This window comes from Streptomyces scabiei 87.22 (assembly GCF_000091305.1).
Classification (GTDB): domain Bacteria; phylum Actinomycetota; class Actinomycetes; order Streptomycetales; family Streptomycetaceae; genus Streptomyces; species Streptomyces scabiei.
In genome coordinates this window covers 9,507,440-9,532,133 of record NC_013929.1, presented here as the reverse complement: position 1 = coordinate 9,532,133, position 24,694 = coordinate 9,507,440, and the positions used below count along the sequence as shown (strand labels likewise).

24 protein-coding genes are annotated in these 24,694 nt (G+C 73.7%); 11 read left to right on the top strand and 13 right to left on the bottom strand.

Annotated elements, in window-relative coordinates; all coding sequences use genetic code 11:
- The first annotated feature begins 85 nt into the window (after positions 1-85).
- The gene (locus SCAB_RS40795; protein WP_013005914.1) at positions 86-991 is read left to right on the top strand and encodes a LysR family transcriptional regulator; all 906 of its coding nucleotides are present in this window, start codon (positions 86-88) and stop codon (positions 989-991) included.
- Here SCAB_RS40795 and SCAB_RS40790 read toward each other — a convergent pair.
- Positions 981-2,582 (bottom strand): transcriptional regulator, encoded by a 1,602-nt coding sequence (locus SCAB_RS40790; RefSeq protein WP_013005913.1) that lies wholly within the window; start codon positions 2,580-2,582, stop codon positions 981-983. The genes SCAB_RS40795 and SCAB_RS40790 overlap by 11 nt on opposite strands.
- 244 nt (positions 2,583-2,826) lie before the next feature.
- Here SCAB_RS40790 and SCAB_RS40785 point away from each other — a divergent pair, with 244 nt between their 5' ends.
- The gene (locus SCAB_RS40785) at positions 2,827-3,447 is read left to right on the top strand and encodes a hypothetical protein (protein ID WP_013005912.1); all 621 of its coding nucleotides are present in this window, start codon (positions 2,827-2,829) and stop codon (positions 3,445-3,447) included.
- 119 nt (positions 3,448-3,566) lie between these two features.
- On the top strand, positions 3,567-4,082 hold the full coding sequence (locus tag SCAB_RS40780; RefSeq protein WP_013005911.1) for a mycothiol transferase: 516 nt from the start codon (positions 3,567-3,569) through the stop codon (positions 4,080-4,082).
- Between the two features lie 28 nt (positions 4,083-4,110).
- Here the strand turns inward: SCAB_RS40780 and SCAB_RS40775 are convergent, their stop codons facing one another.
- From SCAB_RS40775 to SCAB_RS40765, 3 genes are all read right to left on the bottom strand, one after another.
- The gene (locus SCAB_RS40775; protein ID WP_013005910.1) at positions 4,111-5,181 is read right to left on the bottom strand and encodes an adenosine deaminase; all 1,071 of its coding nucleotides are present in this window, start codon (positions 5,179-5,181) and stop codon (positions 4,111-4,113) included.
- A gap of 98 nt (positions 5,182-5,279) precedes the next feature.
- Positions 5,280-5,678, bottom strand: coding sequence for a VOC family protein (locus tag SCAB_RS40770; RefSeq protein ID WP_013005909.1), 399 nt, complete (start codon positions 5,676-5,678; stop codon positions 5,280-5,282).
- A 240-nt stretch (positions 5,679-5,918) separates the two neighbouring features.
- On the bottom strand, positions 5,919-7,193 hold the full coding sequence (locus SCAB_RS40765) for a hypothetical protein (RefSeq protein WP_013005908.1): 1,275 nt from the start codon (positions 7,191-7,193) through the stop codon (positions 5,919-5,921).
- A gap of 370 nt (positions 7,194-7,563) precedes the next feature.
- Here SCAB_RS40765 and SCAB_RS40760 point away from each other — a divergent pair, with 370 nt between their 5' ends.
- Positions 7,564-8,097 (top strand): allene oxide cyclase barrel-like domain-containing protein, encoded by a 534-nt coding sequence (locus SCAB_RS40760; protein ID WP_013005907.1) that lies wholly within the window; start codon positions 7,564-7,566, stop codon positions 8,095-8,097.
- A 104-nt stretch (positions 8,098-8,201) separates the two neighbouring features.
- Here the strand turns inward: SCAB_RS40760 and SCAB_RS40755 are convergent, their stop codons facing one another.
- Positions 8,202-9,089: a glycoside hydrolase family 19 protein gene (locus SCAB_RS40755; RefSeq protein ID WP_013005906.1), complete on the bottom strand. Its 888-nt coding sequence runs from the start codon at positions 9,087-9,089 to the stop codon at positions 8,202-8,204.
- Between the two features lie 265 nt (positions 9,090-9,354).
- The gene (locus SCAB_RS40750; protein ID WP_013005905.1) at positions 9,355-9,858 is read right to left on the bottom strand and encodes a MarR family winged helix-turn-helix transcriptional regulator; all 504 of its coding nucleotides are present in this window, start codon (positions 9,856-9,858) and stop codon (positions 9,355-9,357) included.
- Positions 9,859-9,962: 104 nt separating this feature from the next.
- Here SCAB_RS40750 and SCAB_RS40745 point away from each other — a divergent pair, with 104 nt between their 5' ends.
- A complete protein-coding gene (locus SCAB_RS40745) occupies positions 9,963-11,006 on the top strand; it encodes an acyl-CoA dehydrogenase family protein (RefSeq protein ID WP_013005904.1) in 1,044 nt (347 codons plus the stop codon).
- Positions 11,007-11,062: 56 nt separating this feature from the next.
- Complete coding sequence (locus tag SCAB_RS40740; RefSeq protein ID WP_013005903.1) at positions 11,063-11,563, top strand: GNAT family N-acetyltransferase; 501 nt, start codon at positions 11,063-11,065, stop codon at positions 11,561-11,563.
- A 10-nt stretch (positions 11,564-11,573) separates the two neighbouring features.
- On the opposite strand, the gene SCAB_RS40735 is transcribed toward SCAB_RS40740, so the two are convergent.
- The 5 genes from SCAB_RS40735 to SCAB_RS40720 all read right to left on the bottom strand — a co-directional run bounded on the left by SCAB_RS40735 (position 11,574) and on the right by SCAB_RS40720 (position 16,837).
- The gene (locus SCAB_RS40735; RefSeq protein ID WP_013005902.1) at positions 11,574-12,725 is read right to left on the bottom strand and encodes an LLM class flavin-dependent oxidoreductase; all 1,152 of its coding nucleotides are present in this window, start codon (positions 12,723-12,725) and stop codon (positions 11,574-11,576) included.
- A gap of 80 nt (positions 12,726-12,805) precedes the next feature.
- Entirely contained in the window at positions 12,806-13,360 is a 555-nt protein-coding gene (gene ssuE, locus SCAB_RS40730; protein ID WP_013005901.1) for an NADPH-dependent FMN reductase, read from the bottom strand.
- Positions 13,361-13,701: 341 nt separating this feature from the next.
- Positions 13,702-13,779 (bottom strand): putative leader peptide, encoded by a 78-nt coding sequence (locus SCAB_RS49500; RefSeq protein WP_352234107.1) that lies wholly within the window; start codon positions 13,777-13,779, stop codon positions 13,702-13,704.
- Positions 13,780-14,051: 272 nt separating this feature from the next.
- Positions 14,052-16,136, bottom strand: a complete 2,085-nt coding sequence (locus SCAB_RS40725; protein WP_013005900.1) for an MMPL family transporter — start codon at positions 16,134-16,136, stop codon at positions 14,052-14,054.
- Positions 16,137-16,330: 194 nt separating this feature from the next.
- Positions 16,331-16,837 (bottom strand): MarR family winged helix-turn-helix transcriptional regulator, encoded by a 507-nt coding sequence (locus SCAB_RS40720; protein WP_037728757.1) that lies wholly within the window; start codon positions 16,835-16,837, stop codon positions 16,331-16,333.
- A gap of 125 nt (positions 16,838-16,962) precedes the next feature.
- Between SCAB_RS40720 and SCAB_RS40715 the strand changes: the two genes are divergently transcribed.
- Both SCAB_RS40715 and SCAB_RS40710 read left to right on the top strand, forming a co-directional pair.
- The gene (locus SCAB_RS40715) at positions 16,963-18,492 is read left to right on the top strand and encodes an SDR family oxidoreductase (RefSeq protein ID WP_037728755.1); all 1,530 of its coding nucleotides are present in this window, start codon (positions 16,963-16,965) and stop codon (positions 18,490-18,492) included.
- Positions 18,493-18,631: 139 nt separating this feature from the next.
- The gene (locus SCAB_RS40710) at positions 18,632-19,993 is read left to right on the top strand and encodes a cryptochrome/photolyase family protein (RefSeq protein ID WP_013005897.1); all 1,362 of its coding nucleotides are present in this window, start codon (positions 18,632-18,634) and stop codon (positions 19,991-19,993) included.
- Here the strand turns inward: SCAB_RS40710 and SCAB_RS40705 are convergent.
- Entirely contained in the window at positions 19,927-20,997 is a 1,071-nt protein-coding gene (locus tag SCAB_RS40705; protein ID WP_041670186.1) for a MerR family transcriptional regulator, read from the bottom strand. The genes SCAB_RS40710 and SCAB_RS40705 overlap by 67 nt on opposite strands.
- Before the next feature lie 100 nt (positions 20,998-21,097).
- On the opposite strand from SCAB_RS40705, the gene SCAB_RS40700 reads away from it, so the two are divergent.
- The 3 genes from SCAB_RS40700 to SCAB_RS40690 all read left to right on the top strand — a co-directional run bounded on the left by SCAB_RS40700 (position 21,098) and on the right by SCAB_RS40690 (position 23,773).
- On the top strand, positions 21,098-21,709 hold the full coding sequence (locus SCAB_RS40700; RefSeq protein ID WP_046774117.1) for an RNA polymerase sigma factor: 612 nt from the start codon (positions 21,098-21,100) through the stop codon (positions 21,707-21,709).
- 274 nt (positions 21,710-21,983) lie between these two features.
- Positions 21,984-22,439: an SPW repeat protein gene (locus tag SCAB_RS40695; RefSeq protein ID WP_013005894.1), complete on the top strand. Its 456-nt coding sequence runs from the start codon at positions 21,984-21,986 to the stop codon at positions 22,437-22,439.
- Positions 22,440-22,900: 461 nt separating this feature from the next.
- Positions 22,901-23,773, top strand: coding sequence for a GNAT family N-acetyltransferase (locus tag SCAB_RS40690; RefSeq protein WP_013005893.1), 873 nt, complete (start codon positions 22,901-22,903; stop codon positions 23,771-23,773).
- Positions 23,774-23,803: 30 nt separating this feature from the next.
- Here SCAB_RS40690 and SCAB_RS40685 read toward each other — a convergent pair whose 3' ends face one another.
- Positions 23,804-24,598 carry a GNAT family N-acetyltransferase gene (locus tag SCAB_RS40685; RefSeq protein ID WP_013005892.1) on the bottom strand — a complete coding sequence of 265 codons (795 nt, stop codon included), beginning with the start codon at positions 24,596-24,598 and terminating at the stop codon, positions 23,804-23,806.
- Between the last annotated feature and the right edge of the window lie 96 nt (positions 24,599-24,694).

The window sequence follows — 24,694 nt, the reverse complement described above, 5'->3', positions numbered from 1 at the left end:
GGAACCCGTGTCCACTCTTTCGCGACCTGGGGGCATTGGTCCAACAGAAGAATCCGATGGGATTCAGCACCTACGCTTCTCAGTCATGGAACTCCGCCACCTCCAGCACTTCGTCGCGGTCGCCGAGGAGGAACACTTCACCCGGGCCGCCGAACGGCTGCTCGTCTCCCAGTCCGGCCTGTCCGCCTCCGTACGGGCGCTGGAGCGCGAGCTGCAGACGCCGCTGTTCGTCCGGACCACCCGCCGGGTGACGCTCACGCCGGCGGGACGGGCGCTGCTGACCGAGGCGGAGCGGATCCTGGCGCAGGTGCGGTCGGCCCGGGAGGCGGTGGCCGCCGTGCAGGGGGTGCTGCGCGGCATGCTGGCGATCGGGTCCGAGCAGTGTCTGGCCGGGCTGCACGTGGCGGGGCTGCTCGCCTCGTTCCGGCGGCTGCACCCCGACGTGGAGATCTGTCTGCGGCAGGCGGGCTCGGGCGCGCTCGCGGAGGAGGTGGCGAGCGGGCGCCTGGACCTGGCGTTCGCCGTGCGGACCGCGCAGGAGGACACCGACCAGCTGCGGGTCGTCCCGCTGTCCAGCGAGCCGATGACCGTCCTGTGCCATCCCGGTCACCGTCTCGCGGCCGCCGGCGCCGCCGTGACCCCGCAGGAGCTGGGCGGCGAGGTCTTCGTCGACTTCCACCCGGACTGGGGCCCGCGCCGCACCACCGACTCGGTGTTCGCCGCCGCCGGTGTCCGCCGGTCGGTCGCCCTGGAGGTCAACGACGTGCACAGCCTCCTCGACCTCGTCGACGAGGATCTCGGCGTCGCCGTCGTCCCGCGCCACTTCCGGCACAAGCGCGACTCGCTCGTCGCCCTGCCCGTCAAGGACGCCGGCGGGACCGTGTACGAGACGGTGGCCCTGCTTCCTCCCCCGCAGGCCACGAGCCCGGCGGCCCGGGCCCTGCTGGACCTGCTGGAACCGCCGGTCGGCCGGGGCGGGATCATTCCGTGAAGGGCGTCCACCGGTGGCTCTCGGTGGCGTACGAGTAGCGCGGCAGCCCCTTGATCCCGGTCGTGCGGAACGGGCGGCCGCCGTCGTCGATCCGGACCGTGCCGGTGCGGCCCTCGGAGGACCACTCCAGCTCCAGGTACCACTGGCAGTCGCAGCTCTCGGTGTCGGCGCTGACGCTCAGGACCGCCGGGTCCCCGGCCGCCACGCTGTACGGAAAGCGCACGGCCGGGATCGGGGTGTCCAGGTCGGCGCCGTCGACCGGGCGGGCGATCGGCCGGTTCTTGTCCAGGTCGACGTCGAAGTACGAGGGCGTGACCCGCCCTCCGCAGCCCTGGTCCATCGTGTAGGCGCTGCCCGTGGCGGGTGCGGTGCGTCCGACGACGCGCACGCGCAACGCCGTCAGGACGACGGCCGCCGACGTGCGGCCGTGCACCGTGACCTCCACGATCGTGTTCCGCCCGTGCACGGCGCCCTGGGTCGCGGCCCAGGCGCCCGCGTCCTGCGGCGGCGGGGGCGGGGGCACCTCCTTCGGCTGCTTGGCGATGACGTAGTCGTGCCCGCAGCCGAGGTTCCAGATCTGTGAGTTCGCCGTCCAGGTGATCGGCACACCGGTGGCCCGGGGCCGCGGCTCGTCGGCCGCACCGCCCTTCGTGGCCTTGTCCCGTGGCTCGTCGGGCGGGGGCGAGGCCGTGTCCGAAGGGGTGCTGGTCACGTCCGGTGAGGGCGACGGGCTCGTGGGCCCGGTCGACGGGCGCTGGGCGCCCGCGGTCGTCCGGAAGGGTGCCGGGACGTCGCCCCGGGCGGAGCGATCCGCCGGAGTGTCCCCGGACGGCAGGGCGGCGATGCCGCCCAGGCTGGCGAGGAGCACCGCGACGACGGCCGCGCTGACGAGCGTACGGCGGCGACGGTGCCAGGGGCGGCGGCCTGCGGCCGGGGCCGAGACCAGGTCCGACTCGGGTGCCGTCCGCTCGCCGGCCCGGGTCGCGGCGTCCGGCCCGGAGGCTCGCGGCGCCCCGGCCGGACCGGCTCCCGCGACGGCCTCGGACGCGCCGGCGGCTGCGGCCCGACCGGCTGATGTGGGAGCAGTGGCTTCGGACGGACCGGCTGATGCGGACGGACCGGCGGCTTCGGAGGACCCTGCGGATTCGGGTGCCCCGGCAGGCTCCGGCACCCCCGCGGGGGTGCTCGCCCCCGCCGCCCGGCCGCGCCCGGTGGCCGCGCCCGATCCGCCGGTGCCGTCGGCAGACTCCGCGGTCGCGGGCGACGGGCCCGGTGCCGCGGCAGGCGGGCCGGTGGGCTCGCTACCGGCCGCCTCCGGCCCGGCGCCCCGCACCCGCTGGCGTGCCGCCATCGCCGACAGCCACAGGCGGTGGAGCTCCAGCCGCTCCTCCCCCGTCGCCCCGCACAGCACGGCGAAGCGCTCGACGGGTGCGAAGTCGAGCGGCACCGTGCCGCCCGCGCAGTAGCGGTGCAGCGTCGAGGTGTTCATGTTGAGGCGCCGGGCCAGCTGCCCGTAACTGCGGTCCGTGCGCTCCTTGAGACGCGTGAGCGACGCCGCGAACCGCTGGACGTCGTCCCCTGCTGCCGACACTGTTCCCCCGAGTCCTCATCGGCCCGGGACGGTATCCCAGGCACTCCCTGTATGTGCACGTCAGAGGGGCTGGGATGGTTCCAGGGGCGCGGACCGGACGTCGGGCGTTGCGCCCTCGCCCCGGGACGGTCGATGCTCTTGGTGTCGCCCCGACCAGGGCCGGACCGACCATCCGGCCGTCGGCGCGACGGCAACGCCCACTCATCCACGTACCTGTCGAGGTACTCGTTCACGGGGGACACCCATGCCCAAGCGCACCCGAGCGACCCTGCTCACCTCACTCGTCGTCGCGGGTCTCACCGCGGGCTCCGCACTCGCCGCCGGCGCCGCACCGGCGGTTGCGGCGAAGGCGAGCACCGCACCGAAGTACCTGTCGGCGTCCCAGCTCCCGCCGCACCCCTCGTCCACCTGGACGGCGGGCGGGATCGAGGACGGCGTCCCCGAGGAGCTGCAGTACTGCCTGGGCGACGCGTTCCTGGCCTACGACGTCAACCACCGCTCCTACCGGACGGACCTGGAGACCAGCGCCAGGCAGGTCGTCGTCGTCACCGGCAGCGACAGCAAGGCCAAGGCGCTGGCCGCGCGGCTGAACAAGGACTTCCGGGACTGCGTCAGCGAGTCCTCCGACCCGGACGTCGAGGTCGACTACCGGGACCTCGGCACCCTGCCCGTCGAGGAGGGCGCCCGCGTCCACGGCGTCGCGAGCGTCACGTCCTGGGGGGCCATGGACATCCGGCTCCTGTCGGTGGGCCGGGACGGCCGGACCGTCACCGTCGTGGACTGGGGCCAGATGGGCGGCTTCAAGGACGCGCCGGTCAAGGCGTTCAAGAAGACGACCACCACCGCCGTCAACAAGCTCTACTGACGGCACCGCATGCCCCATCGGCACGCAGGGGCGGCCGGCAGCCGGCGGGGCCGTGGAGGGGCGCCTCGGGGCCGTCGGAGGGCGGTGCGGGTCCGGCCGGGATGCCCGATGGTGGACGTATGGATGTGAAGGACGTTCTCATCGACGCGTTCGGCCGGATCAAGGAGGAGGTCCACGCCGCCGTGGACGGACTCTCCCCGGCGGACCTCCACGCCCGGCCCGCCCCGGACGCCAACTCCGTGGCCTGGCTGGTGTGGCACCTCACCCGGATCCAGGACGACCATGTGGCCGACGCGGCCGGACTGGAACAGGTCTGGCTGTCCCAGGGCTGGGAGCAGCGTTTCGGGCTGGCCCTGCCGGCCCGGGACACGGGGTACGGGCACAGCCCGGAGCAGGTCGAGCGGGTGCGGGTCGACTCGGGTGACCTGCTCACCGGATACTTCGACGCCGTGCACGAACGGACGGGGGAGTTCGTGCGCGGCGTCGATGCCGACGGTCTCGACGGGGTCGTGGACGAGCGGTGGACGCCTGCCGTCACCCTCGGCGTGCGCCTGGTCAGTGTCCTGGCCGACGACCTTCAGCATGTCGGCCAGGCGGCGTACGTGCGGGGGCTGGTGCTGCGCGAGGACCGCTAGCGGACCGCCCGGGTCACCGCCGGGACGATCACCGGGCGGCGGCGTAGCCCGGCAGGACGACGTTCTCGATGAGGGCGTTGCGCTCGTCGAACGGGATGAAGGCGCTCTTGAGGGCGTTGACGGTGACCGTGCGCAGGTCGTCGAGGGTCCAGCCGGCGTCCTCGACGAGCAGGGTCATCTCCCGGGTCATGGTGGTGCCCGAGACCAGGCGGTTGTCGGTGTTGAGGGTGACGCGGAAGCCGAGGTCCTTCAGCTCCGTGATCGGGTGCTCGGCGATCGAGGTGGCGCATCCGGTCTGCAGGTTGGAGGTCGGGCACATCTCCAGCGCGACCCGGCGGTCGCGGACCCAGGACGCGAGGCGGCCGAGCTTGCCGTCGACGATGTCTTCGGTGATGCGGACGCCGTGGCCGATGCGCTGGGCGCCGCAGACCTGGAGGGCCTGGTGGATGCTGGGCAGCCCGTGGGCCTCACCGGCGTGGATGGTGAAGGGGACGCTCTCGCGGCGCAGGTGCTCGAACGCGGCCAGGTGGTCGGCGGGCGGGAAACCGTCCTCGGCGCCCGCGATGTCGAAGCCGACGACGCCGGCGTCCCGGAAGACCACCGCCAGCTCGGCGGCCTCGCCGACCCGGTCGAACATGCGCATCCCGCACAAGATCGTGCCGACGCGGACCGGCGTGCCCTGGGCCGCGGCCTTGGCCATACCGGCGGCCAGGCCCTCCTGGACGGTCTCGACGACCTCGCTCATGGTGAGCCCGCCCGCCGTGTTCAGCTCGGGGGCGTAGCGCACCTCGCCGTAGACGACACCGTCGGCGGCCAGGTCGAGCACGTACTCCTCGGCGGTGCGCAGCAGGCCCTCTCGGGTCTGCAGCACCGCGAGGGTGTGCTCGAAGGTGGCTATGTAGCGCACCAGGTCACCGGAGTTGGCGGCCTCGTAGAACCAGGCGGCGAGCGCCTCCGGATCGGTCTCCGGCAGGGGGTGGCCGACCTCGGCCGCGAGCTCCACGAGTGTGGCGGGGCGCAGACCGCCGTCGAGGTGGTCGTGCAGGACGGCCTTGGGGAGGCGGCGGATGGTGTCGGCGTCGATGCGGGGCTCGGTCATGGCGTTCGTTCCTCGGCAGGTGGTGCGGGGGCGGGTCGGAGCGGGTGACCGAGGTGCTCGGTCGGCGGCGGGGCCCGGGGACGGCTCGGGCGGCCCGGTCAGTCGGCGGCGGGCTGGAGGAGGTCCCAGCGGTTGCCGTACAGGTCTTCGAAGACGGCGACCGAGCCGTAGGACTCGTGGCGCGGTTCCTCCAGGAACGTGACGCCCGCGGCCCGCATCCGGGCGTGGTCGCGGGCGAAGTCGTCGGTGTGCAGGAAGAAACCCACGCGTCCGCCGGTCTGGTCGCCGATCCGGGCGCGCTGGGCCTCACCCGCGGCCTTCGCGAGCAGGAGCCCGCCGCTCTGCCCGTCGCCTCCGGGTTCGACGACGACCCAGCGGCCGCCACCGGGCCTCGGCTCGTCCTCGGCGAGCCGGAACCCGAGCGCCTCGGTGTAGAAGCGGATCGCCTCGTCGTAGTCGTCGACCACGAGGGTGACCAGGGCGATGCGTCGTCTCATCGGGGCCTTTCGGGTGGGGCGCGGACCGGGCGGAGATCGCGCGGGATCGTGCGTCGGCGGTCCGTGGGCCGCTCGGGGTTCCCGGGAGGTTATACGTAACACGCACCGAACGGCAAATAGCATTTCTCCCAGGTCGCGTGAGGGGGCTCACGTGGTTCCGGCGAGCGGGGTCCCGGCGGCACGACCGAGGCCCCCTGCGCGGCAGGGGGCCTCGGTGACGGGGAGGGCCGGAGCCCGGGATCACTCGCCCGGCGACGCCTTGCGCAGGGCGGCGATGCAGGTGTTCAGGGCCTGCTGGAGGTCCTCCAGGCGCTGGAGCATGTCGTCCTCGTAGATGGCGTCGAGGTCGACGGCGTCGTCCAGGGTCAGCTCCTCGAAGACCTTCGTCGCCTTCTGGAGGCTGCTGTAGAACTTCGTCCGACGCTCCTGGACTCGCAGCTCGGGGTCCGCCTCGACGGTCTGCACGACGAGTTCCTTGACGGTGTCGTACGCCTCCGACGCCCACTCGCCGGTGTCCTCGTAGTCGTCCAGCTCGTCGATGAGGGACAGATGCCGCTCCGCCTCGGCGCGCAGCTCGGCGGTGGCGTCGATCACCTGGCCGGCCGGCGTCTTGACCTGGCCGTTCTCCACGATCTGCCGGACATACCCGATGCGGGTGGCCGCCTGGGTCTCGTTCGCGACGGCCTTCTTCAGCTCGTCGGTGCGGGCGATGTCGCGGGCCAGTTCCGTCTGGAGGGAGGGGTCCTCCTTCAGACGGTCGAGGAGCGCGGTGCGGGCCGCTTGGGCGGTGGACGGGTCGGCGAGGATCGCGGCGCGCAGCGCGGTGGGGTTCTCCGCGACCTCCAGGGCCTTGGTAGGACGGATGCCCTCGGCCTCGGCCGCCGCCGTGATGGCGGTGCCGCGGTCGGAGGTCGCGCTGGAGCGGGAGCTGTAGTACGTCAGCCACACATCGGAGTCCGGGAGGTCGATCTCCTCGCCGGGGGCCAGCGCCTCGAAGTGCGGGACCATGCCGTCGTCGGCCGCCCTGTCCCACGCCTTGTAGTAGCGCATGACCCGCTCAGGGGAGCACCCGGCCAGGTCGGCGAACCGCTTCGCCGACACCTTCGCCGTCTCCCCCGCCGTCTCGCCGCCGGGCCGCACGCTCCGCGCCACCTTCAGCGCGAAGGCCCAGCCGCCGGTGCGCGCGTACACCCCGAACTCCCGGGCGTCCCGGGCGACCTGCTCGTCCACGGCGTCCGCGGAGGAGTCGTCGTCGGAGGTGCCGTCGCCAGTGGTTGCGTCGCCGGAGACGTCGGCGTCGGCGTCGGCGTCGGAGACAGGGGTGTCGGACACCTGATCGCCGGACGACTGCGCCGGCACCCCGGCTCCGGTCGCGGCGGTCTGCTCCCCGGCCGCGACGGGCTCGACCCAGAAGCCCTCGTCCTGCGCGGGCGCCGCCTCGGCGGCGTCCGGCGTCGCGGGCGTCTCGTCGGCGGGCGGTACGGCCGATGCGGAGTGGGCGGTGGCTACGCTCACGGGTGACTCTCCCGGGTGGTGACGAACGGCAGGGACAGAACAGGCAGCCTATATGAACCCGTTGATGCCTCTTTGCCCCTGACACCGTGCCCGGTGTGCGGCGTCGGGCGGGGCCGGTTTCCGTCGGCGACCCGGACGGCGCCGACGCCGATGCTATCGGCCCGACCCGGCGGAGCGCTCGGCGCGACCGAGGAACGGAGCCTGGGGCGAACGGGTCGCAGAGCTAGGGCGAACGGGTCGCGGAGCCGGGGCGAACGCGGAGCAGAACCGGGGCCTCTCACACCCTCCCGGTCGTCCGATCGGTCGGACTTTCCCGTGGTCACGCCGGGCGCGACGGAGCCGGGGACATGAATACGACACAGAACCACCCGTGATCGCCAACCTCAGGAGCCATGTGATGCGCCCCCTCGGAGCAACCTGCCTCGGCTCGGCCACCGCGCTGGTCGCCCTTCTCGCCTGCGCCCCCGTCGCGGGCGCCGCCGCGACGCACGCGGATTCGGCCCACGCCGGGGAGAAGAACAAGGTCATCACCCTCATCGGCCGGCTCGCGCAGCAGACGCGCTTCCCGGTGAACCCCGGCGGCAGTCCCGCCCAGGGTGATCGGACGGTCTTCCGCTCGACCCTGTTCGACGAGAAGGACAACCAGGTCGGCGAAACGGGCGGCACCTGCGACACCACCCGGGTCGACAACGGCGGAGCGGAGGTGTGCGTCGTGACCTACACGCTCCCCGGCGGCCAGCTCTCCGTGCAGGGAATGGTCTTCGGCATCCTCAACCCGGGCCCTCCCCCGCCGTTCGACAACGCGATCACCGGCGGGACCGGGGTGTACGACCGGGCTCGCGGCTCGGTCCACGCCGAGACGATCGCTCCGGGCACGAGGCGTTTCACCATCGACCTCGACTGACGGTGCCCACCTCGCCGGGCGGCCACAGCCCGGGGCTCGGCCGTACGCGGCCGGACCCCGAGCCATGGTCAGGTGCATGACATATCAAGATCGATGCGGGCGGGTCAGCAGTAGAGGTTGCCGCCCGCCGAGGTGCCGAGGATCTGGACGAACCGCTGGTACGCACTCACCCTGCTCTGCACCTGTGCGGGGTTCTTTCCGTCGCACTCCAGCGAGCCGTTGATGCTGCGGATCGTGTGGCCGAAGCCCGCGCCGGTGACCATCGCGTTGTGACCGGTCATCGAGCCGGGGCCCTTCTGGGTGTTCCAGTACCACAGCGCGGTCTTCCAGGCGACGGCCGAGTCGTTCTGCACCAGCCAGGGGTTGCCCAGGAGGTTCAGGCCGAGCGCGTCCCCGGCCGCCTTGTAGTTGAAGTTCCAGCTGAGCTGGATGGGACCGCGCCCGTAGTAGGCCGCCTGTCCGGCCGGGCAGCCGTAGGACTGGCTCCAGTCGCAGTACGTGGGGTAGTTGGCGGTGTTCTGCTCGACGATGTGGACGAGCCCGCCCGTCTCGTGGTTGACGTTGGCGAGGAAGGCGGCGGCCTCCTGCTTCTTCACCGTGTCGCTGCCGGTGGTGGCGAAGGCCGGGAAGGCGCTCATGGCCGCCCGCAGCCCGCTGTAGGAGTAGAACGAGTTCCGGTTCGGGAACATCTGGTTGAACTGCGCCTCGCTCACCACGAATCCGGAGGGGTTGCCCGGCCCGTTCTCGCAGGCGTACGGCTCCCAGTACCAGGTGCTGATGGTGGGGTCGTACCCCGGGTTGTCGTGTTCGGCGATGTACGCCTTGCCGTCGGTGTAGCGCACGATGTTGCCGGTGACGTAGGACTTGCCGGCCACCCAGTTCGCGTAACTGGAACAGGGCGCGGCGGACGCGCTCTGGGCGGGCAGCAACAGCGGTGTGGCGCCGCCGATGACCAGGGCGGTCAGGACGGCGGAGATACGGCGCCTCGACACAGGACCAACTCCTTCGTGGAGCACGGCCGCACCCGGGCGGGAGCCCGGTGGGACGGCAGGGACGGACCTCGCGCGCACGCGCCGGCGGCACCGGTCACGGCGTGGGCGCGGCCGTGGTGGGGGGTGTGGGGCACACTCAACCGCCTTGGTCTGTACCAGTCAAGGGTGTAGACCAGTCAACTCGCATGACACCTGGTCAGGTACCGCACGACGTCGAAGTCCGCCTTCGATCCGATAGCGACCGCGCGTCGAGCCGACGCCGTCGTCAGCCGGCGGGGCGGGGGTCCACGGCCGTCTCCGCGTGGTCGACGAAGTCGTCGGCCAGCCGGCCGAAGAGGCGGGCGAGTCGCCGCCGGTCCTCCGTCGACCAGTCGCTCAGGGCCTCCTCGATGCCCCGGCGGCCGGCCTCCCTGACGCACTCGAAGGCGGCGAGCCCGGCGCCGGTGATCCGGACGCGCTGCGCCCGGCGGTCGTCCGGGTCGGGGATGCGCCGCACATATCCGGCGCCCTCCAACTGCCGCAGCTGTCGGGTGACATGAGAGGCCTCCACGGACAGCCGCACCGCGAGCACCCCCGGGCGCGACGGCTCGCTCTCGGCGATGTGCCGCAGGATCGCCACGGAGACCCGGTCCAGGGACAGCCCGCTGTCGGACATCGGGGGCCCGTACCGGCGGGCCCGCCCGGACACATACGCGATGCGGGCGAGCAGCCGCTCGATCTCGGTCACGTCCGCGAGGGCGGCCGCTGCGGCGGGGCGCGGTGGGGACATGCGGCCACCGTAACAGGAATTTGCCTAAGTCAAGCAATATAGAGGGCGTACGCTCCGGCCCGGAAGAGGTGATCTCCGGGGTCCGAGCCGGGGAGAATCACCCCATGACCACGTCACCGCATCCCCTCGTCGTCCAGGCGCACCGACTCGCCGCCGAGGTGCTCGCACCTCGGGCCGAGCGTGTCGACCAGGAGGGGGTGCCCGCCGACAGCATCGAGGCGATCAGGCGGTCGGGGCTGCTCGGGGTGAGCGCGCCGGTGGCGTACGGCGGGTCGGGGGCCCCGAACTCCGTGGCGCGGGAGACCGCCGAGATCCTCGCCGGGGCCTGCTGCTCGACCTGGTTCGTGCAGACCCAGCACCACACGCCCGTGCTGACCCTGGTGAAGAGCGAACTGCCGGCCCGTGAACGCCTGCTGGGGAGACTGGCCACCGGTGAACTGCTGTCCGGCGTCGCGTACGCGCATCTGCGCAGATATCCGCAGGTGCCGGTCCGGGCGGTGCCGAAGCGGGGTGGCTGGCTGTTCCACGGCACGGTGCCCTGGTACACGGGGTGGGGCCTCAACGACGTGATGCTGCTGGCCGGGGTGACGGACGCGGACGAGGTGGTGTTCGCCTTCGCCGAGGCCCGGGAGCAGTCCGGACTGCGGGCCTCCGCACCCCTGCGGCTCGCGGCGCTCACGGCGGCCCGTACGGTCTCGCTCCACCTCGACGGACTGTGGATCTCCGACGACGCGGTGGCCCTGCACTCCCCCTACGAGTCCTGGGCCGCGAGCGACCGCCCCAAGCCGGCCAACGCCTCGCCGGCGGTGTTCGGGGTCGCCGAGTCCGCCCTCTCCCTGCTGGACCAGGACGATCCGCGGACCAAGGGGCTGCGGCTGCGGGTGGACAAGGTGCGGCGGCAGGCGTACGCCCTCGCCGACCACCCCGCGCCCCACGAGCACATGGAGGAGCGGCTCGCCCTCAAGACCAAGGCGTTCGACCTCATGCGCACGGCGACCACCGCCGCGGTCGTCGCCGGCGGCGGACGGGCCCTGACCCTGGACAGCCGGGCGCAGCGCCTGGCCCGCGAGGCCCTGTTCCTGCTCGTCCAGGGCCAGACCGACGAAGTGCGCCGGGCCCACCTCGGCTCCCTGTCGGACGCGTACTGAACCGGGGCGCCCGGGGCCCGTGCACGGCCCGGCCGGTGAGCTGCGATGCTGGCGTCATGACTGCTCAGCACGAGGTCCGGGTCGTCCGGTGGCCGAACCGCACGGTCTGCACCGGCGACGGTCCGGCCCCGCTGCTGACGGCGTACCACCTGCGGACGGAGGCCGAGAAGGGAGTCCCCGTCGCCGACGCGGCCCAGCTCCCGGACCGCTACCGGGCCGAGATCTCCGACCCCGGGTCCGCGTTCGCCGGCGACGTCGTACTGCTGGCCCTGAGCGAGGACACGGCGGTGGGCTGCGTGGTGGTGACGGGCCCCGCCGACGGGCACGCCGAGATCAAGAGACTCTGGACGGACCCGGCGTTCCGCGGCCGGGGCGTTGCCTCCGCCCTCCTCACCGCCGCACTCGCCCACGCCGCCGATCGCGGCGCGGACACCGTACGACTGTCGGTGTGGCGGTGGCGGACCGCCGCCGTCGCCCTGTACGAGCGGCTCGGCTTCCGCGTCACCGGATCGTGGGACGCGCGGGAGCACCTGGTCTGCATGGAACGCGCGGTGTGACGTCCGCGGCCTACGACGGCACGCTCGCGAACGGCACCTGCGCCGGGGCGGCAGGCGGCACGGTGAACGGGTGCTGCCACAGGCCCCGGGCGGCGAGGCGCGGGAGGACGTTCTCCCCGAACCAGTACGCCTCCTCCAGATGGGGGTGGCCGGAGAGCACGAACTCGTCGATGCCGAGGGCGTGATACTCCACGATCCGGTCGGCGACCTCGTCGTGGCTGCCGACCAGTGCGGTGCCCGCGCCGCCGCGCACGAGACCGACGCCGGCCCAGAGGTTGGGGTGGATCTCCAGGCTGTCGCGGCGGCCGCCGTGCAGGGCGAGCATGCGCCGCTGGCCCTCCGACTCGCTGCGGGCCAGTCCGGCCTGCACGGCCCGTACGGTCTCGGCGTCGAAGCCGTCGAGCAGCCGGTTCGCCTCCGCCCACGCCTGCTCGGCCGTGTCGCGGGTGATGACGTGCAGTCTGATCCCGAAACGGAGGGTGCGGCCCTCCTTCTCCGCCAGCCCCCTGATCCAGGCGATCTTCTCGGCCACCCTGGCCGGTGGTTCGCCCCAGGTCAGGTAGACGTCGGCGTGCCGGGCGGCGACCTCCCCGGCCACGGGTGAGGAGCCGCCGAAGTACACCTCGGGCACGGGGTCGGGCAGCCGGGCGAGCCTCGCGTCCTCGACCCGGAGGTGCTCGCCGTCCAGGTCGACGGTCCTGCCCTCCCACAACTCCCTGACGACGTGCAGGAACTCACCGGTACGGCGATACCGGGCGTCCTTGTCGAGGAAGTCGCCGTAGGCGCGCTGCTCGTGGCTCTCGCCGCCGGTGACGACGTTGAGGAGGAGCCGCCCGCCGGTGTGCCGCTGGAAGGTGGAGGCCATCTGGGCGGCGAGGGTGGGCGAGACGAAGCCGGGGCGGAAGGCGACCAGGAACTTGAGGCGTTCGGTGTGCCGGCTGACCATCGCGGTGGTGAGCCAGGCGTCCTCGCACCAGGCACCGGTGGGGGTGAGCGCGCCGACGAAGCCCAGGTCCTCGGCGGCGCGGGCGATCTGGCCCAGATAGGCCACCGTCGGCGGCCGGTCCCGGCCGGACGCGGTGGCGGGGGTGCCGTGGCCGCCGCCGACGACGTGGCGGCTGTCGCCGTTGGTGGGGAGGAACCAGTGGAAGGTGAGGGACACGCGGGGTCTCCGATCAGGGAGGTGCCGGGCGACGGGTCTTCGGCGTCGTCCGCCGGCTCGTCCGGCGCCGAAGGTCCGGGTCAGCTCGCGGCGGCGAGAACCGGTGCGGGGCCGAGGGCGGTGAGGAACTGGTCGACGACCTGGCCGAGGGCCTCGGCCGTGGCCGGGGCGACCGTGACCTTGCCGTCCTCCCCGACGGCGATGTCCTTGTCGAGGGTGAACCAGCCGGGGACGATGTGCCGGGCGCCCATGGAGCTGAGGACCGGCCGCAGCGCGTAGTCGATGGCGAGGACGTGGGCGGTGGTGCCGCCGGTGGCCAGGGGCAGCACGGTCTTGCCGGTGAGGGCGTACTGCGGGAGCAGGTCGAGCAGGGCTTTGAGCACGCCGGAGTAGGCGGCCTTGTAGACGGGGGTGGCGATGACGATCCCGTCGGCCCGGTCGAAGAGTTCGGCGGCCTCGACGACGGCAGGATGCCTGAAGTCCGCTCCGAGCAGGGCCTCGGCGGGGATCGTCCGGATGTCGAGCGGGACGACCTCGTGGCCCCGGGCGGCCAGGCGCGCGTCGAGGTGGCGTACGAGCTTTGCCGTACGGGAGGAGACGGAGGGGCTGCCGGAGACGGACAGGACGGTGGCCATGGGCCCTCTTTCTGGGAGCCGGTGGTGCCCGAGCGGACGGGCACCCCGGACGGGAGTGGCTGGAAGTGCGGAGTGCGCAGGCGTAGTTGGCCTTCGCCGCGGCTCTTTCGCGGAACGTCACGCGGCAGCACCGGACTTCGCGGAAATTCTCCCGGCGTACCGAATCGGGCGCGCGGACTCGGGCACGCGGAATCGGGCACACCGAATTCGAGGTCGGAGTCCGGGATACGGAGTCGGGATGCAGGCGCGCGTTCGTGGAGAACGCGTTCACCTCGACGCGTGCGCGGCCGCGGAGAATTCGGGCGGAAAAAGGAAACGCGCGGCGGATCGGAGAGAGGTGATCAGGCCGCGGAGCGACAGGAGGCGCTGGAGACGCGCGCGAGGTCGACGTGGCGTCGCCGCGTGAGATCCAGTCGCATGTTCATGCCGTCGATCGTGACAGCCGCCGCCGACGACCGTCAAGAAGAAGGGGATCGGGTCTCGTATAGCGGACCGTCACCTTTCGCGCCGGACGGCCGCCGGCCCTTGTACGGGTGGGGAATTCGGCGCGCATTCCGCACCCGTGCGAACGGAATGGACCCGGGGACGACGGCTCGATGACACGGTGCCCGGGGCGCTTCCGCCCCGGGCACCGCACGGTCACCCGGCACCCGTCACAGGCCGTCAATCACCGGGTGCCCGTCATCGGGTGTCAGGCACCCGTCCCGTCCTCGTCGGAACGTACGCTCCCCGGCCACCAGGCGCGCTCGCCGAGGTCCCGGACCAGTGCCGGCACCAGGAGCGAGCGCACCACGAGGGTGTCGAGGAGGACCCCGAAGGCCACGATGAAGGCGATCTGCGCGAGGAAGGCGAGCGGGATGACGCCCAGCGCCGCGAACGTCGCGGCGAGCACCACGCCGGCGGAGGTGATCACGCCGCCCGTGCTGACCAGGCCGCGCAGCACACCCTCGCGTGCGCCGTGCCGCAGTGACTCCTCGCGGACCCGGGACATCAGGAAGATGTTGTAGTCGACGCCCAGCGCGACCAGGAAGACGAACCCGTAGAGGGGCACGGACGGGTCGGTGCCGGTGAACCCGAGGACGTGCCGGAAGACGAGCGCGGAGACGCCCAGCGTGGCCAGGAAGTTCAGGGCGACCGTGGCGACCAGCAGGACGGGCAGCAGCAGGGAGCGCAGCAGGCCGGTCAGGATGAGCAGGATGAGGACGAGGACGACGGGGACGATCAGGGTTCGGTCGCGTTCGGCGGTGCGCAGGGTGTCGTACTGCTGGGCGGTGTAGCCGCCGACGAGGGCGTCGGCTCCGGGCACGGCGTGCAGGGCGGTCCGCAGGCGGGCCACCGTCCGCTTCGCGGCGTCGCTGTCGGCGGCGGCGTCCAGGGTGACGTCGACCCGTACGCGTCCGTCGACGACCAGGGGCTCGCCGCCGGGGCGTCCGGTCCTGTCGACGGCGGCCGCCGTCGCGACGCCGTCGGTGTCCCGGGCAGCGGCCAGCACCCGCTCCAGCCGGTCCGCGTCCGCGACGACGACGGCGGGGTTGCCCGAGCCGCCCGGGAAGTGGTCGCCGAGGGTCTGCTGAGCGGCGACGGAGGGCGCGTCGTTCACGAAGGTCTCGTCCAGGGGCACGCCCTTGGAGGTGAGCGTGGGCGCGAAGGCGGCCCCGGCGAGCAGCAGGGCCAGGGTCAGCGCCCACACCCGGCGCGGCGCCCGGTCGACGAGGCCCGCGACGCGCCGCCACACGCCCTCACCCCTGCCCGGGGCGTCCGACGGACCGCCGGGCCGGGCGGGCCAGTAGGCGGCGCGCCCGAGGGCGACGAGGACGGCGGGCAGGAACGTGAGGGTGGCGAGGACCGCGCAGGCGATGCCTATGGCGCCCACCGGCCCGAGCGCGCGGTTGTTGGTGAGGTCGCTCAGCAGCAGGGCGAGCAGGCCGAGGGCGACGGTCGCGGCGCTGGCCACGATGGCGCCCCAGGACTGGCGCAGCGCGGCCCGCATGGCCGCGAAGCGGTCGGCGTGCGCGCCGAGTTCCTCGCGGAACCGGGCGGTGAGCAGCAGGGCGTAGTCGGTGGCGGCGCCGATGACGAGGATCGACAGGATGCCCTGGACCTGCCCGTCGACCCGGACGACGCCCTGGTCGGCGAGCGCGTACACGACCGCGCAGGCGAGGCCGAGGGCGAACACCGCGCCCAGGATGATCACCAGGGGGAGCAGGACGCTGCGGTAGACGAGGAGCAGGATCACCAGCACGGTGAGGAGTGCGACGGCGAGCAGCAGGCCGTCGATCCCGGCGAAGGCGTCGGAGAGGTCCGCCTGGCTCGCGGCGGGGCCCGCGAGCTGGACGGTGGTGCCGGGGACCCGTTCGGCGGCGGCCCGCACCCGGTCCAGGGTGCCGGGCAGGGCGTCGCCGAGGTCGGGTCGCAGCGGGACGACCCCGCGGAGTGCTTCGCGGTCCTCGGAGAGCAGGGCGGGCGAGACCTGTCCCGCCACGCCGGGAGTGCCGTCGAGGGAGGCGAGGGCCCGGTCGGCCGCGGTGCGCCGGCCGGCGAGGCCCTCTCCGGTCCAGACGACGATCGCCACGAGCGTCTCGTCCTGACGGAAGGCCCGCTGGGCGGTGACGACCTCGGTGGATTCGGCGCTGCGCGGCAGGAACGCGGCCTGGTCGTTGGTGGCGACCTCGCCGAGGCGTCCGGCGTAGGGGCCGAGAACCCCTCCGACGACGAGCCAGACGGCGATCAGCAGCAGGGGAACGAGCCGGCGGGCGCGTCGGGGGATGGTGGGCATGGTGCTCCAGGCTCAGGGGCGGACGGATCTCACGGTCTCGATCACGGCCTCGATCACTGTCTCAATGAAAAACAATCTCAATGATTGAGTTTGTTTGCCGGCGGCGATCATAGACGGCACCGCTTCTTCCGCCCGCACCCGGCCCCTGGATGCACCCCGGCCCGCCCGGTCGGCATGTCCCGTCGCCGGGCCGGTCAGCGGGCGCGGTCGGCGCTCGCGCCCAGTTCCTCGTTCATCGCGGCGAGGAAGCGCACCACCACGGCCAGTTCGTCCCCGGTGAACCGTGCGCGCGCGGCGTCCGTGGCCTCCGCGAGCGGCCGGAAGTAGGTACGGGCGGCCGCGCGGGCGTCGGCCGCGTAGTACAGGTGGACCACCCGGCGGTCGGCGCTCTCCCGGACCCGGCGGACGTGCCCGGCGCGCTCCAGCCGGTCCACGCAGGCGGTGACGGCGCCGGAGGTGAGTCCGAGGTGTTCGCGCAGGCGTTTCGGGGTCATGGGGGCGTCAGCGTCCAGGATCGCCGCGAGGGCCTGGACGTCCGTCGCGTGCAGTCCGTGGTCGCCCGCGAACGCGTGCACCAAGCGGTTGATCTCGCCGTTCATCCGGCGCAGCGCGACGGCGAAGGCGTGCAGATCGGTCGCTGCCGCGGGGCCGCCGGACCCGTCCTCGCCCGCCCGGCGCCCGGGGTCGTTCACTGTGGCCACGCGGTCAGCGTAGCCGTCCTGCCGATCACCCGATCGCGCGGCGGTGGCCCTCCGGCGCATCCACGACCGCGCTCGCGGTGGAAGGGATGACGAGGGGGACGCCGACGCGAGGAACCGAGGAACCCATGACGGGAGACGTACGCGACAGCGGACCGCTCTGCCTGGTGACCGGCGCGACCGGGTACATCGGCGGGCGGCTCGTCCCGGAGCTGCTGGAGGCGGGCCTGCGGGTGCGCTGTCTGGTCCGTTCGCCGGAGCGGCTGCGCGACCATCCGTGGGCCGGCTCCGTCGAGGTGGTCCGCGGCGACGTCACCGACGCGGAGTCCGTGGCGCGGGCGATGCGGGGTGTCGACGTCGGCTACTACCTGGTGCACGCGCTCGGGACCGGCACGGACTTCGAGGAGACGGACCGGCGGGCGGCCCGGATCTTCGGGGAGCGCGCCCGGGCCGCCGGGGTGCGCCGGCTCGTGTACCTGGGCGGGCTCACCCCGTACGGCGTGCCGGAGCGGGAACTGTCGCCGCATCTGCGCTCGCGCGCCGAGGTCGGCCGGATCCTGCTGGATTCCGGGGTGCCCACGGCGGTGCTGCGGGCGGCGGTGGTGATCGGCTCGGGGTCGGCCTCCTTCGAGATGCTGCGCTATCTCACCGAGCGGCTGCCGGTGATGGTCACCCCCAGCTGGGTGCACACCCGCATCCAGCCGGTGGCCGTGCGGGACGTGCTGCGGGCGCTCGTCGGCTCGGCCGGGCTGCCGGACGACGTCAGCCGGACCTTCGACATCGGCGGGCCGGACGTGCTGACGTACCGCGAGATGATGCGGCGCTACGCCGTCGTCGCCGGGCTGCCGCACCGGCTCATCCTGCCGGTGCCGATGCTCTCCCCCGGACTGTCCAGCCACTGGGTCGGGCTGGTGACGCCGGTACCGGCCTCGATCGCCCGGCCGCTCACCGAGTCGCTGCGGCACGAGGTGGTCTGCCGGGAGCACGACATCGCGCGGTACGTGCCGGACCCGCCCGGTCACCCGGTCGGCTTCGACGAGGCGGTACGGCTCGCGCTGCGGCGGGTGCGCGAGGCCAAGGTCGCCACCCGCTGGTCGTCCGCCTCGCTGCCCGGCGCGCCGAGCGACCCGCTGCCCACGGACCCCGACTGGGCCGGCGGCAGCCTCTACACCGACCACCGCGAGCTGTGCGTGGACGCCCCGCGCGCGTCCCTGTGGCGGGTCATCGAGGGCATCGGCGGCGACAACGGCTGGTACTCCTTCCCCCTCGCCTGGGCCGTACGCGGCTGGCTGGACCGGCTCGCGGGCGGGGTGGGCCTGCGCCGGGGCCGCCGGGACGCCGCGCGCCTGCGGGTGGGCGACTCGCTGGACTTCTGGCGCGTCGAGGAGATCGAGCCGGGACGGCTGCTGCGGCTGCGCGCGGAGATGCGGCTGCCGGGCCTGGCCTGGCTGGAGATGCACGCGGACACCGACGGCACGGGACGCACCCTCTTCCGTCAGCGGGCCCTGTTCCACCCGCACGGCCTGCTCGGTCACGCCTACTGGTGGAGCGTGGCCCCCTTCCACTCCGTGGTGTTCGGCGGCATGGCCCGCAACATCGCGCGGGCGGCGACGGCGGACGCGGCCGCCCGGGCGCGGGAGGAGGCGCCCCTGCCCTGACGTGCGCCCGGCGCCCGCGCCCGGCCCGTTCCGGGCGCCCCGCGCCACCGTGCTCCCGCCCCGCCGCCGGTCCGTGCATCCGCCGGGTGCCCGCGGCCGGAAGCAGCCGACGCCCCTCCCTCTTCTCCCCGGAGCCGACATGAACGTCTCGGTCGTCCTGTTCACCTGCGATCTGCGGCTGCACGACCATCCGCCGCTGCGTGCCGCGCTCGACGGATCGCGGCAGGTGGTCCCGTTGTTCGTGCGCGACCGGGACGTGACCGGTGCCGGGTTCGCGGCGCCCAACCGTCTGGCGTTCCTCGCCGACTGTCTGCGCGACCTGGACACCGGGCTGCGCGAGCGGGGCGGCCGGCTCGTGGTCCGCTCCGGGGACGTGGTGGAGGAGGTGTGCAAGGTGGCCGCCGAGGCGGACGCCGACGAGGTGCACCTCGCGGCCGACGTCAGCGCGTACGCCCAGCGCCGCGAGGAGCGGCTGCGGCGCGCGCTGGAGGCCGAGGGCGTGCGCCTGCACGTCCACGCCACGGTGACGTCCGCGGTGGACCCCGGCGCGGTGCTGCCGGCCTCCACGGACCACTTCGCGGTCTTCACCCCGTACTTCGGCCACTGGTCGCGGCAGCGGCTGCGGGAGGCGTCGGCCGCCCCGCGGGCCGTGCACGTGCCGGACGGCGTCGGCTCGGAGGAACTCCCCTCCCGGGCGGGGCTGTCCGGCGTCTCCCCCGGTCTGGCGTCGGGCGGCGAGATCGAGGGCCGCAGCCGGTTCTCGGCCTGGCTGCGGTCGGGCATCGAGGCGTACGAGGACCGGCACGACGACCTGGCCGGCGACGCCACCTCCCGCCTCTCGCCCCATCTGCACTTCGGCACCCTCTCCCCCGTCGAACTCGTGCACCGGTCCCGCCGGGCGGGCGGTCCTGGCGCCGAGGCGTTCGTCCGGCAGCTGGCCTGGCGGGACTTCAACCGCCAGGTGCTGGCCGCCCGTCCGGCGGCGGCGAAGGCCGACTACCGCGCCAAGCACGACCGTTGGCGTACCGTGCCCGACGAGGCCGAGGCGTGGCGGGCGGGCCGTACGGGCTACCCGGTGGTGGACGCGGCCATGCGCCAGCTCCGCCACGAGGGCTGGATGCACAACCGGGGCCGGCTGCTGACGGCGAGCTTCCTCGCCAAGACGCTGTACATCGACTGGCGCGTGGGCGCGCGGCACTTCCTGGACCTGCTGGTCGACGGGGACGTGGCCAACAACCAGCTCAACTGGCAGTGGATGGCCGGCACCGGCACCGACACCCGCCCCAACCGGATCCTCAACCCGGTCACCCAGGCCAAGCGGTACGACCCGGACGGGGAGTACGTACGGCGCTGGGTGCCCGAGCTGGCGGACCTCGCGGCGCCCGCGGTGCACGAGCCCTGGAAGCTGCGGGGACTGGACCGTGCCGCGCTCGACTATCCGGAACCGGTCGTCGAACTGGCCGAGGGACGGGAGCGGTTCCTGCGCGGGCGCAGTACCTGATCCGGCCGGCCCGCCCGCCCGTACAGTCCGGCCAGCGCCTCCACCGCCTCCGCCAGCGAGGACGGCCGGACCGTACCCGGAGCGGGGCGTCCGTGCCAGCCGGGGCCGCCGAGCACGACGAGCGGCTGCCGGCGGGCACCCTTCACCCCCCAGCGCATGGCGGCGACGTGGCCGGCCAGCGGCGGACTCGCCGTGGAGCGGGCCTGGGCCCACAGCACGACGGCCACCGGGCCGAGCCGCTCGACCGCCGCGGTGAGCGCCTCGGCGGGGACGGCCGCGCCGAACATCCGGGCGGGTACGCCGAGTTCGCCGAGCGCCGCGCCGAGCGCCTCCAGCGGCAGGCTGTGCTGTTCGCCGGGCACGCAGGCCAGGACGACGGGGCCGGGGGCGGTGGCGTCGTGACCGGGCGCGGGTGCCCGGGTATGGCGGCGCAGGGCGGTGGAGACGTGCCAGGACAGCAGGTGTTCCACCTCCACGTAACGGTCGCCGGACGAGGCCCACTTGCGGCCCACCGCGTGCAGGGTCGGCACCATCACGTCCTGCCAGGCCGCCGTCAGCCCGTGCCGCTCGACGGCCCCGGCCAGCAGGTCCTCCACGGCCGGGGCGTCGAGGCGTACGGCGGCGCGGGCGAGGCCCCGGCACTCCTCGCGGGTGCCCCCCGGGGACGACGGCCGGGCGGGCCCGGGGCGGCCCCCGTCGGGCAGCGGCGCTCCCCCGGTTCGCTCCTCCGCCTCGCTCTCCGCCGGGGTCGCGGTCCCCGCACGTGCCACGCGTGCCGCCTCGCCCGGGGGCAGTCCGGCGGACGTCAGCCGGCACATCTCCTCCAGCACCGCCACGTCCCGCGGGCTCCAGCGCCGGTGCCGGCCGTCTCCGCGGACCTCGGGCCCGATGCCGTAGCGGCGGTCCCAGGACCGCAGCGTGGTGGGTGACACGCCCAGCCGCCGGGCCAGGGCACCGCTGGTCAGTCCCGGATCGGCGGGGCTCTCCTCCCCGTTCGCAGCCATGCGGCGATCATACGATGCAGAAGCGATGCGATTTGAAGCCCCGCCTCACGGGCTCGCACGATGGCGCCATGCGCACCGCCCGGCGTGAGGAGCCGCCCTCGTGAGTCCTGTGGGTCCGACCGCCGTGCTCGCGGACGAGGAACTGGCGCGGGGCCTGGTGGCGGGCGACGACGACTGCCTGGCCGCCGCGTACCACCGCTGGTCGGCGCTGGTCCACGCGCTCGCCCAGCGCAGTCTCGGGGACAGCGGTGAGGCCGAGGACGTCACCCAGCAGGTGTTCCTGGGGGTGTGGCGGGGGCGGCACGGCTATCGCTCCGAGCGCGGTGCGATGGGGGCCTGGATCGTCGGGATCGCCCGGCGCCGGATCGCCGACGCCCTGTCCGCGCGGACCCGTCGTGCGGATCTGGTCACCTCGGCGGGCGCCGCGCTCACGCACGTCGGCGGGCACGACCGCGCGAGCCCCGAGGCCGTGCTCGACCGGATGCTGATCCGCGCCGAACTCGCCGGGCTTCCGGCGCCCCAGAGGCTGGTCCTGCACCTGGCCTTCTACGAGGACCTCACCCAGCTCCAGATCGCGGAGCGTACGGGCCTGCCCCTCGGCACCGTCAAGAGCCACACCCGGCGAGGTCTACGGCGGCTGCAGAGCCGTCTGGGCGGCGGTACCGGGACACCCGAGGCGCAAGGAGATTCGACGCACAAACGTTTCATGTGATCCGAGAGCGGTCCGCGCATCCGTGCGCCGGCCGGTCACGGAAGGAGCAGGCGCGGGGCCGACGACCGGGGCGCTTCCGGTCGAGGGCGCGGCCCCCGCCAGGACCCGCCTCCGAGGAGCGGTCGGCGCTCTTCGGGGGCGGGTCCACCCTCCCGGACCCTCGACTCCGACGACTACACATAAGGGAAAAATAAGAGCAGAATGAACGTACGCGGCGCCAACCGCCCACTCGTCGGACGCGGTCGGGCCTGCGGAGTTCAAAGGAGTTCGAGTCATGGCCAACGTCTCACACAGGAGTGACATCACCAGCCACCCCGACGCACCCGAAATGCAGGCCCGGTTCGCCCGCATGCTGGGTGGTCGTGATGTGGCACTCGTGGACGGACCGGTGTTCCTCCTCGGTCTGTACTGCGCCGTGTCCCCGTGGATACTCCACTACTCGACGAGCCAGCCGGCGCTCGCGTCCCACAACCTCGTCGTGGGTATCGCCATCGGCCTGCTGGCCCTCGGCTTCACGGCCGCACCGGACCGGATGTACGGGCTGAGCTGGGCCATGTGCGCGCTGGGCGTGTGGATGATCGTCGCGGCGTGGATCGTCGGGGACAGCCCGGACGCCGGTGTCGTGGTCAACAACATCATCATCGGCTGCCTGGCGCTGCTGCTGGGGCTGATGTGCGCCGGCGCGGCTGCGAGGGGCACTCCGCGTGCGGGCCGCGCGCCGCAGGTGTAGAACAGGACGCCCGCGAGGGGTAACGGCGGCCGGCTCGCTTCCGCGGGCCGGCCGCCGTCCTCGGGACCGCCGTACGTGTCCGGGCCGACGCCTGCTGGAGCCACGTCCCGTCGAGCGATCCCGCCCGCACGCCCGCGCCGGCCGAGCCCCCGGCCCACCTCTCGTACGCCCTGCGCCACCAGGAGTTCCTCGACGGCAGCGAGCCGTCCGAGCGGCCGTACCACGAGGGGGACCCCGCGTCGGTCGTCCGGCGGGCACTTCAGGCCGCCGCACACCCGAGCCGCCCGACCGTGCGGACGGTGCACCGGTCGGGCCGTGCCGAGACGCCGCCCCTGTGAAAGCCGAGGCCGGGGCACGGAGGACACCCCTGCGCGCCGGAATTGCGTTGCGGGACGTCCTGACCGGTGGCTAGCGTCTCCGGGCCCCGTCGTCCGCCTTCACCGACCAGTCCCGGAGCCCTCTTGCCCCCGCGCGTCACCCCGCTCGTCGATCCCGCCGCCGCCCCGTCCAGCCACCGCCTCGCCTGGCTGGCGTCCGCGCCGGACGGCAGCCCCCTCGGATCCGCCTTCCTGCGGCTGTTCACCAGGGACGGTCAGTCCCACCTGGCCGAGCTGGAGGGGGCCGTGCACCCCGCCGAGCGGCGGCAGGGCGTCGGGACCGCGCTCCTCGACGCCGCGGCCGGCTCGGCACGTGCCGACGGCCGGCGCGCGGTCGTCGCCCAGGCCGAGCGGGGCTCCCCGGGCGACGCCTTCCTGGCGGCACGCGGATTCCGCCCGGTGCTCACGCTGACGTACGCCCGGCTCGACCTCGCCACGGTCGACCCCGGCCACGTGAAGCACCTCCTCGACGCGCCCCGGCCGGGCTACCACCTGACCAGCTGGGCGGGCGTCGTACCGGACGGTCTCGCACAGAACTACGCCGCGTCGCGCCGCGCGATGGACGACATGCCGATGGGCGACACCGACTACGGGACGGTGGTCTGGGACGTGGAACGCGTCGTCGCCGCCGCCGAGGCGATCGCGAAGCGCGGCGACTCGCTGTACACCGTGGCCGCGGTGCACACGTCCAGCGGCACCGTCGTGGGTTTCTCGGAGCTCGTCCTGCCCGGCGACGGCCGGGGCGAGGGGCAGCACTACGGTACGGCCGTGCTGCCGGAGCACCGGGGCCACGGGCTGGGGCTCTGGATGAAGGCGAAGTCCGTGCTGCACGCCCACGGCCGGGCCTCCGCCCTGCTGACCGACACGGCCGCGGAGAACGTCCCGATGCGCCGGGTCAACGACGCGCTCGGCTACCGGCCCACGCACACGTCCATCGAGTACCAGCTCGACCTGTGACGCGAGGGGCGCCGCTCCCCGCCCGGCCGCTCAGGAGGACTCCGCGCTCCCCACGGCGTACTCGTACGGCGTGGTCGTGGTGAGCGGCTCGAAGCCCAGGCGGGCCAGGATCGGGCGGCTGGTGGCGAGCGCGTCGACCTGCACATAGCGGTAGCCGCGGTCGGCGGCGACGCGGGCGCGGTGGGCGACCAGGGCACGGTAGACGCCCCGGCCCCTCCATGCCTCGACGGTTCCGCCGCCCCACAGGCCGGCGAAGCGGGTACCGGGGAGCAGTTCCATCCGGGCGGCGCTCACCGGTTCGTCGCCGACGAGCGCCACCACGGCCACCACGGACTCGGGGTCCCCCGTGAGCTGGGCCAGCAGCTGGTGGCGCATCCGGGTGCTGTCCGTGCCGAAGGCCCTCTCGTGGACGCGGGCCACCATGTCCACGCCCGCGCGGTCGGTGACCGGGAGCAGCCGGACGCCCTCGGGCGGTTCGACGTCGAGGCTCAGGTCGGCGACCTCCGCGACCATCAGCGTCTCCTCCGGGTCGGCCGTGAACCCGGCGTCGCGCAGGCGCTGCCCCAGGTCGACGGGGAGGTCGTGGCCGTACAGCTTCCACTCGAAGTCGCGGCCGAGGCCGGAGAAGTACCGGATCTGCTCGGCGATCGCCGCGTCGGCGCCCGCCTCGTCCAGGTCGGACCAGACGACGCCGCTCCAGCCGTTCTCGAAACCGACCTGCCGCACCACCCCGCCCACGCGCTCGATCCGGGCGCCGGGCCCGTCGGGGCGGGCGCCCTCGCGCATGTCGCGGTCGAACAGTGCCAGCACAGCAGCGTGATCCATACCGCTCACTCCATCATCAGTCGTTCACCCTGGCAATGGAATTCGCCCGCGCGCGGTGGCCGAGGAGGAGTGAGCCGGGCGGGACGGGGCAGGCGG

Coding starts and splice junctions, on each gene's coding strand:
- SCAB_RS40795 (WP_013005914.1), top strand. CDS start 86: ATGGAACTCCGCCACCTCCAGCACTTCGTCGCGGTCGCCGAGGAGGAA.
- SCAB_RS40785 (WP_013005912.1), top strand. CDS start 2,827: ATGCCCAAGCGCACCCGAGCGACCCTGCTCACCTCACTCGTCGTCGCG.
- SCAB_RS40780 (WP_013005911.1), top strand. CDS start 3,567: ATGGATGTGAAGGACGTTCTCATCGACGCGTTCGGCCGGATCAAGGAG.
- SCAB_RS40775 (WP_013005910.1), bottom strand. CDS start 5,181: ATGACCGAGCCCCGCATCGACGCCGACACCATCCGCCGCCTCCCCAAG.
- SCAB_RS40770 (WP_013005909.1), bottom strand. CDS start 5,678: ATGAGACGACGCATCGCCCTGGTCACCCTCGTGGTCGACGACTACGAC.
- SCAB_RS40750 (WP_013005905.1), bottom strand. CDS start 9,858: ATGTCCCCACCGCGCCCCGCCGCAGCGGCCGCCCTCGCGGACGTGACC.
- SCAB_RS40745 (WP_013005904.1), top strand. CDS start 9,963: ATGACCACGTCACCGCATCCCCTCGTCGTCCAGGCGCACCGACTCGCC.
- SCAB_RS40740 (WP_013005903.1), top strand. CDS start 11,063: ATGACTGCTCAGCACGAGGTCCGGGTCGTCCGGTGGCCGAACCGCACG.
- ssuE (WP_013005901.1), bottom strand. CDS start 13,360: ATGGCCACCGTCCTGTCCGTCTCCGGCAGCCCCTCCGTCTCCTCCCGT.
- SCAB_RS49500 (WP_352234107.1), bottom strand. CDS start 13,779: ATGCGACTGGATCTCACGCGGCGACGCCACGTCGACCTCGCGCGCGTC.
- SCAB_RS40725 (WP_013005900.1), bottom strand. CDS start 16,136: ATGCCCACCATCCCCCGACGCGCCCGCCGGCTCGTTCCCCTGCTGCTG.
- SCAB_RS40715 (WP_037728755.1), top strand. CDS start 16,963: ATGACGGGAGACGTACGCGACAGCGGACCGCTCTGCCTGGTGACCGGC.
- SCAB_RS40710 (WP_013005897.1), top strand. CDS start 18,632: ATGAACGTCTCGGTCGTCCTGTTCACCTGCGATCTGCGGCTGCACGAC.
- SCAB_RS40705 (WP_041670186.1), bottom strand. CDS start 20,997: ATGGCTGCGAACGGGGAGGAGAGCCCCGCCGATCCGGGACTGACCAGC.
- SCAB_RS40695 (WP_013005894.1), top strand. CDS start 21,984: ATGGCCAACGTCTCACACAGGAGTGACATCACCAGCCACCCCGACGCA.
- SCAB_RS40685 (WP_013005892.1), bottom strand. CDS start 24,598: ATGGATCACGCTGCTGTGCTGGCACTGTTCGACCGCGACATGCGCGAG.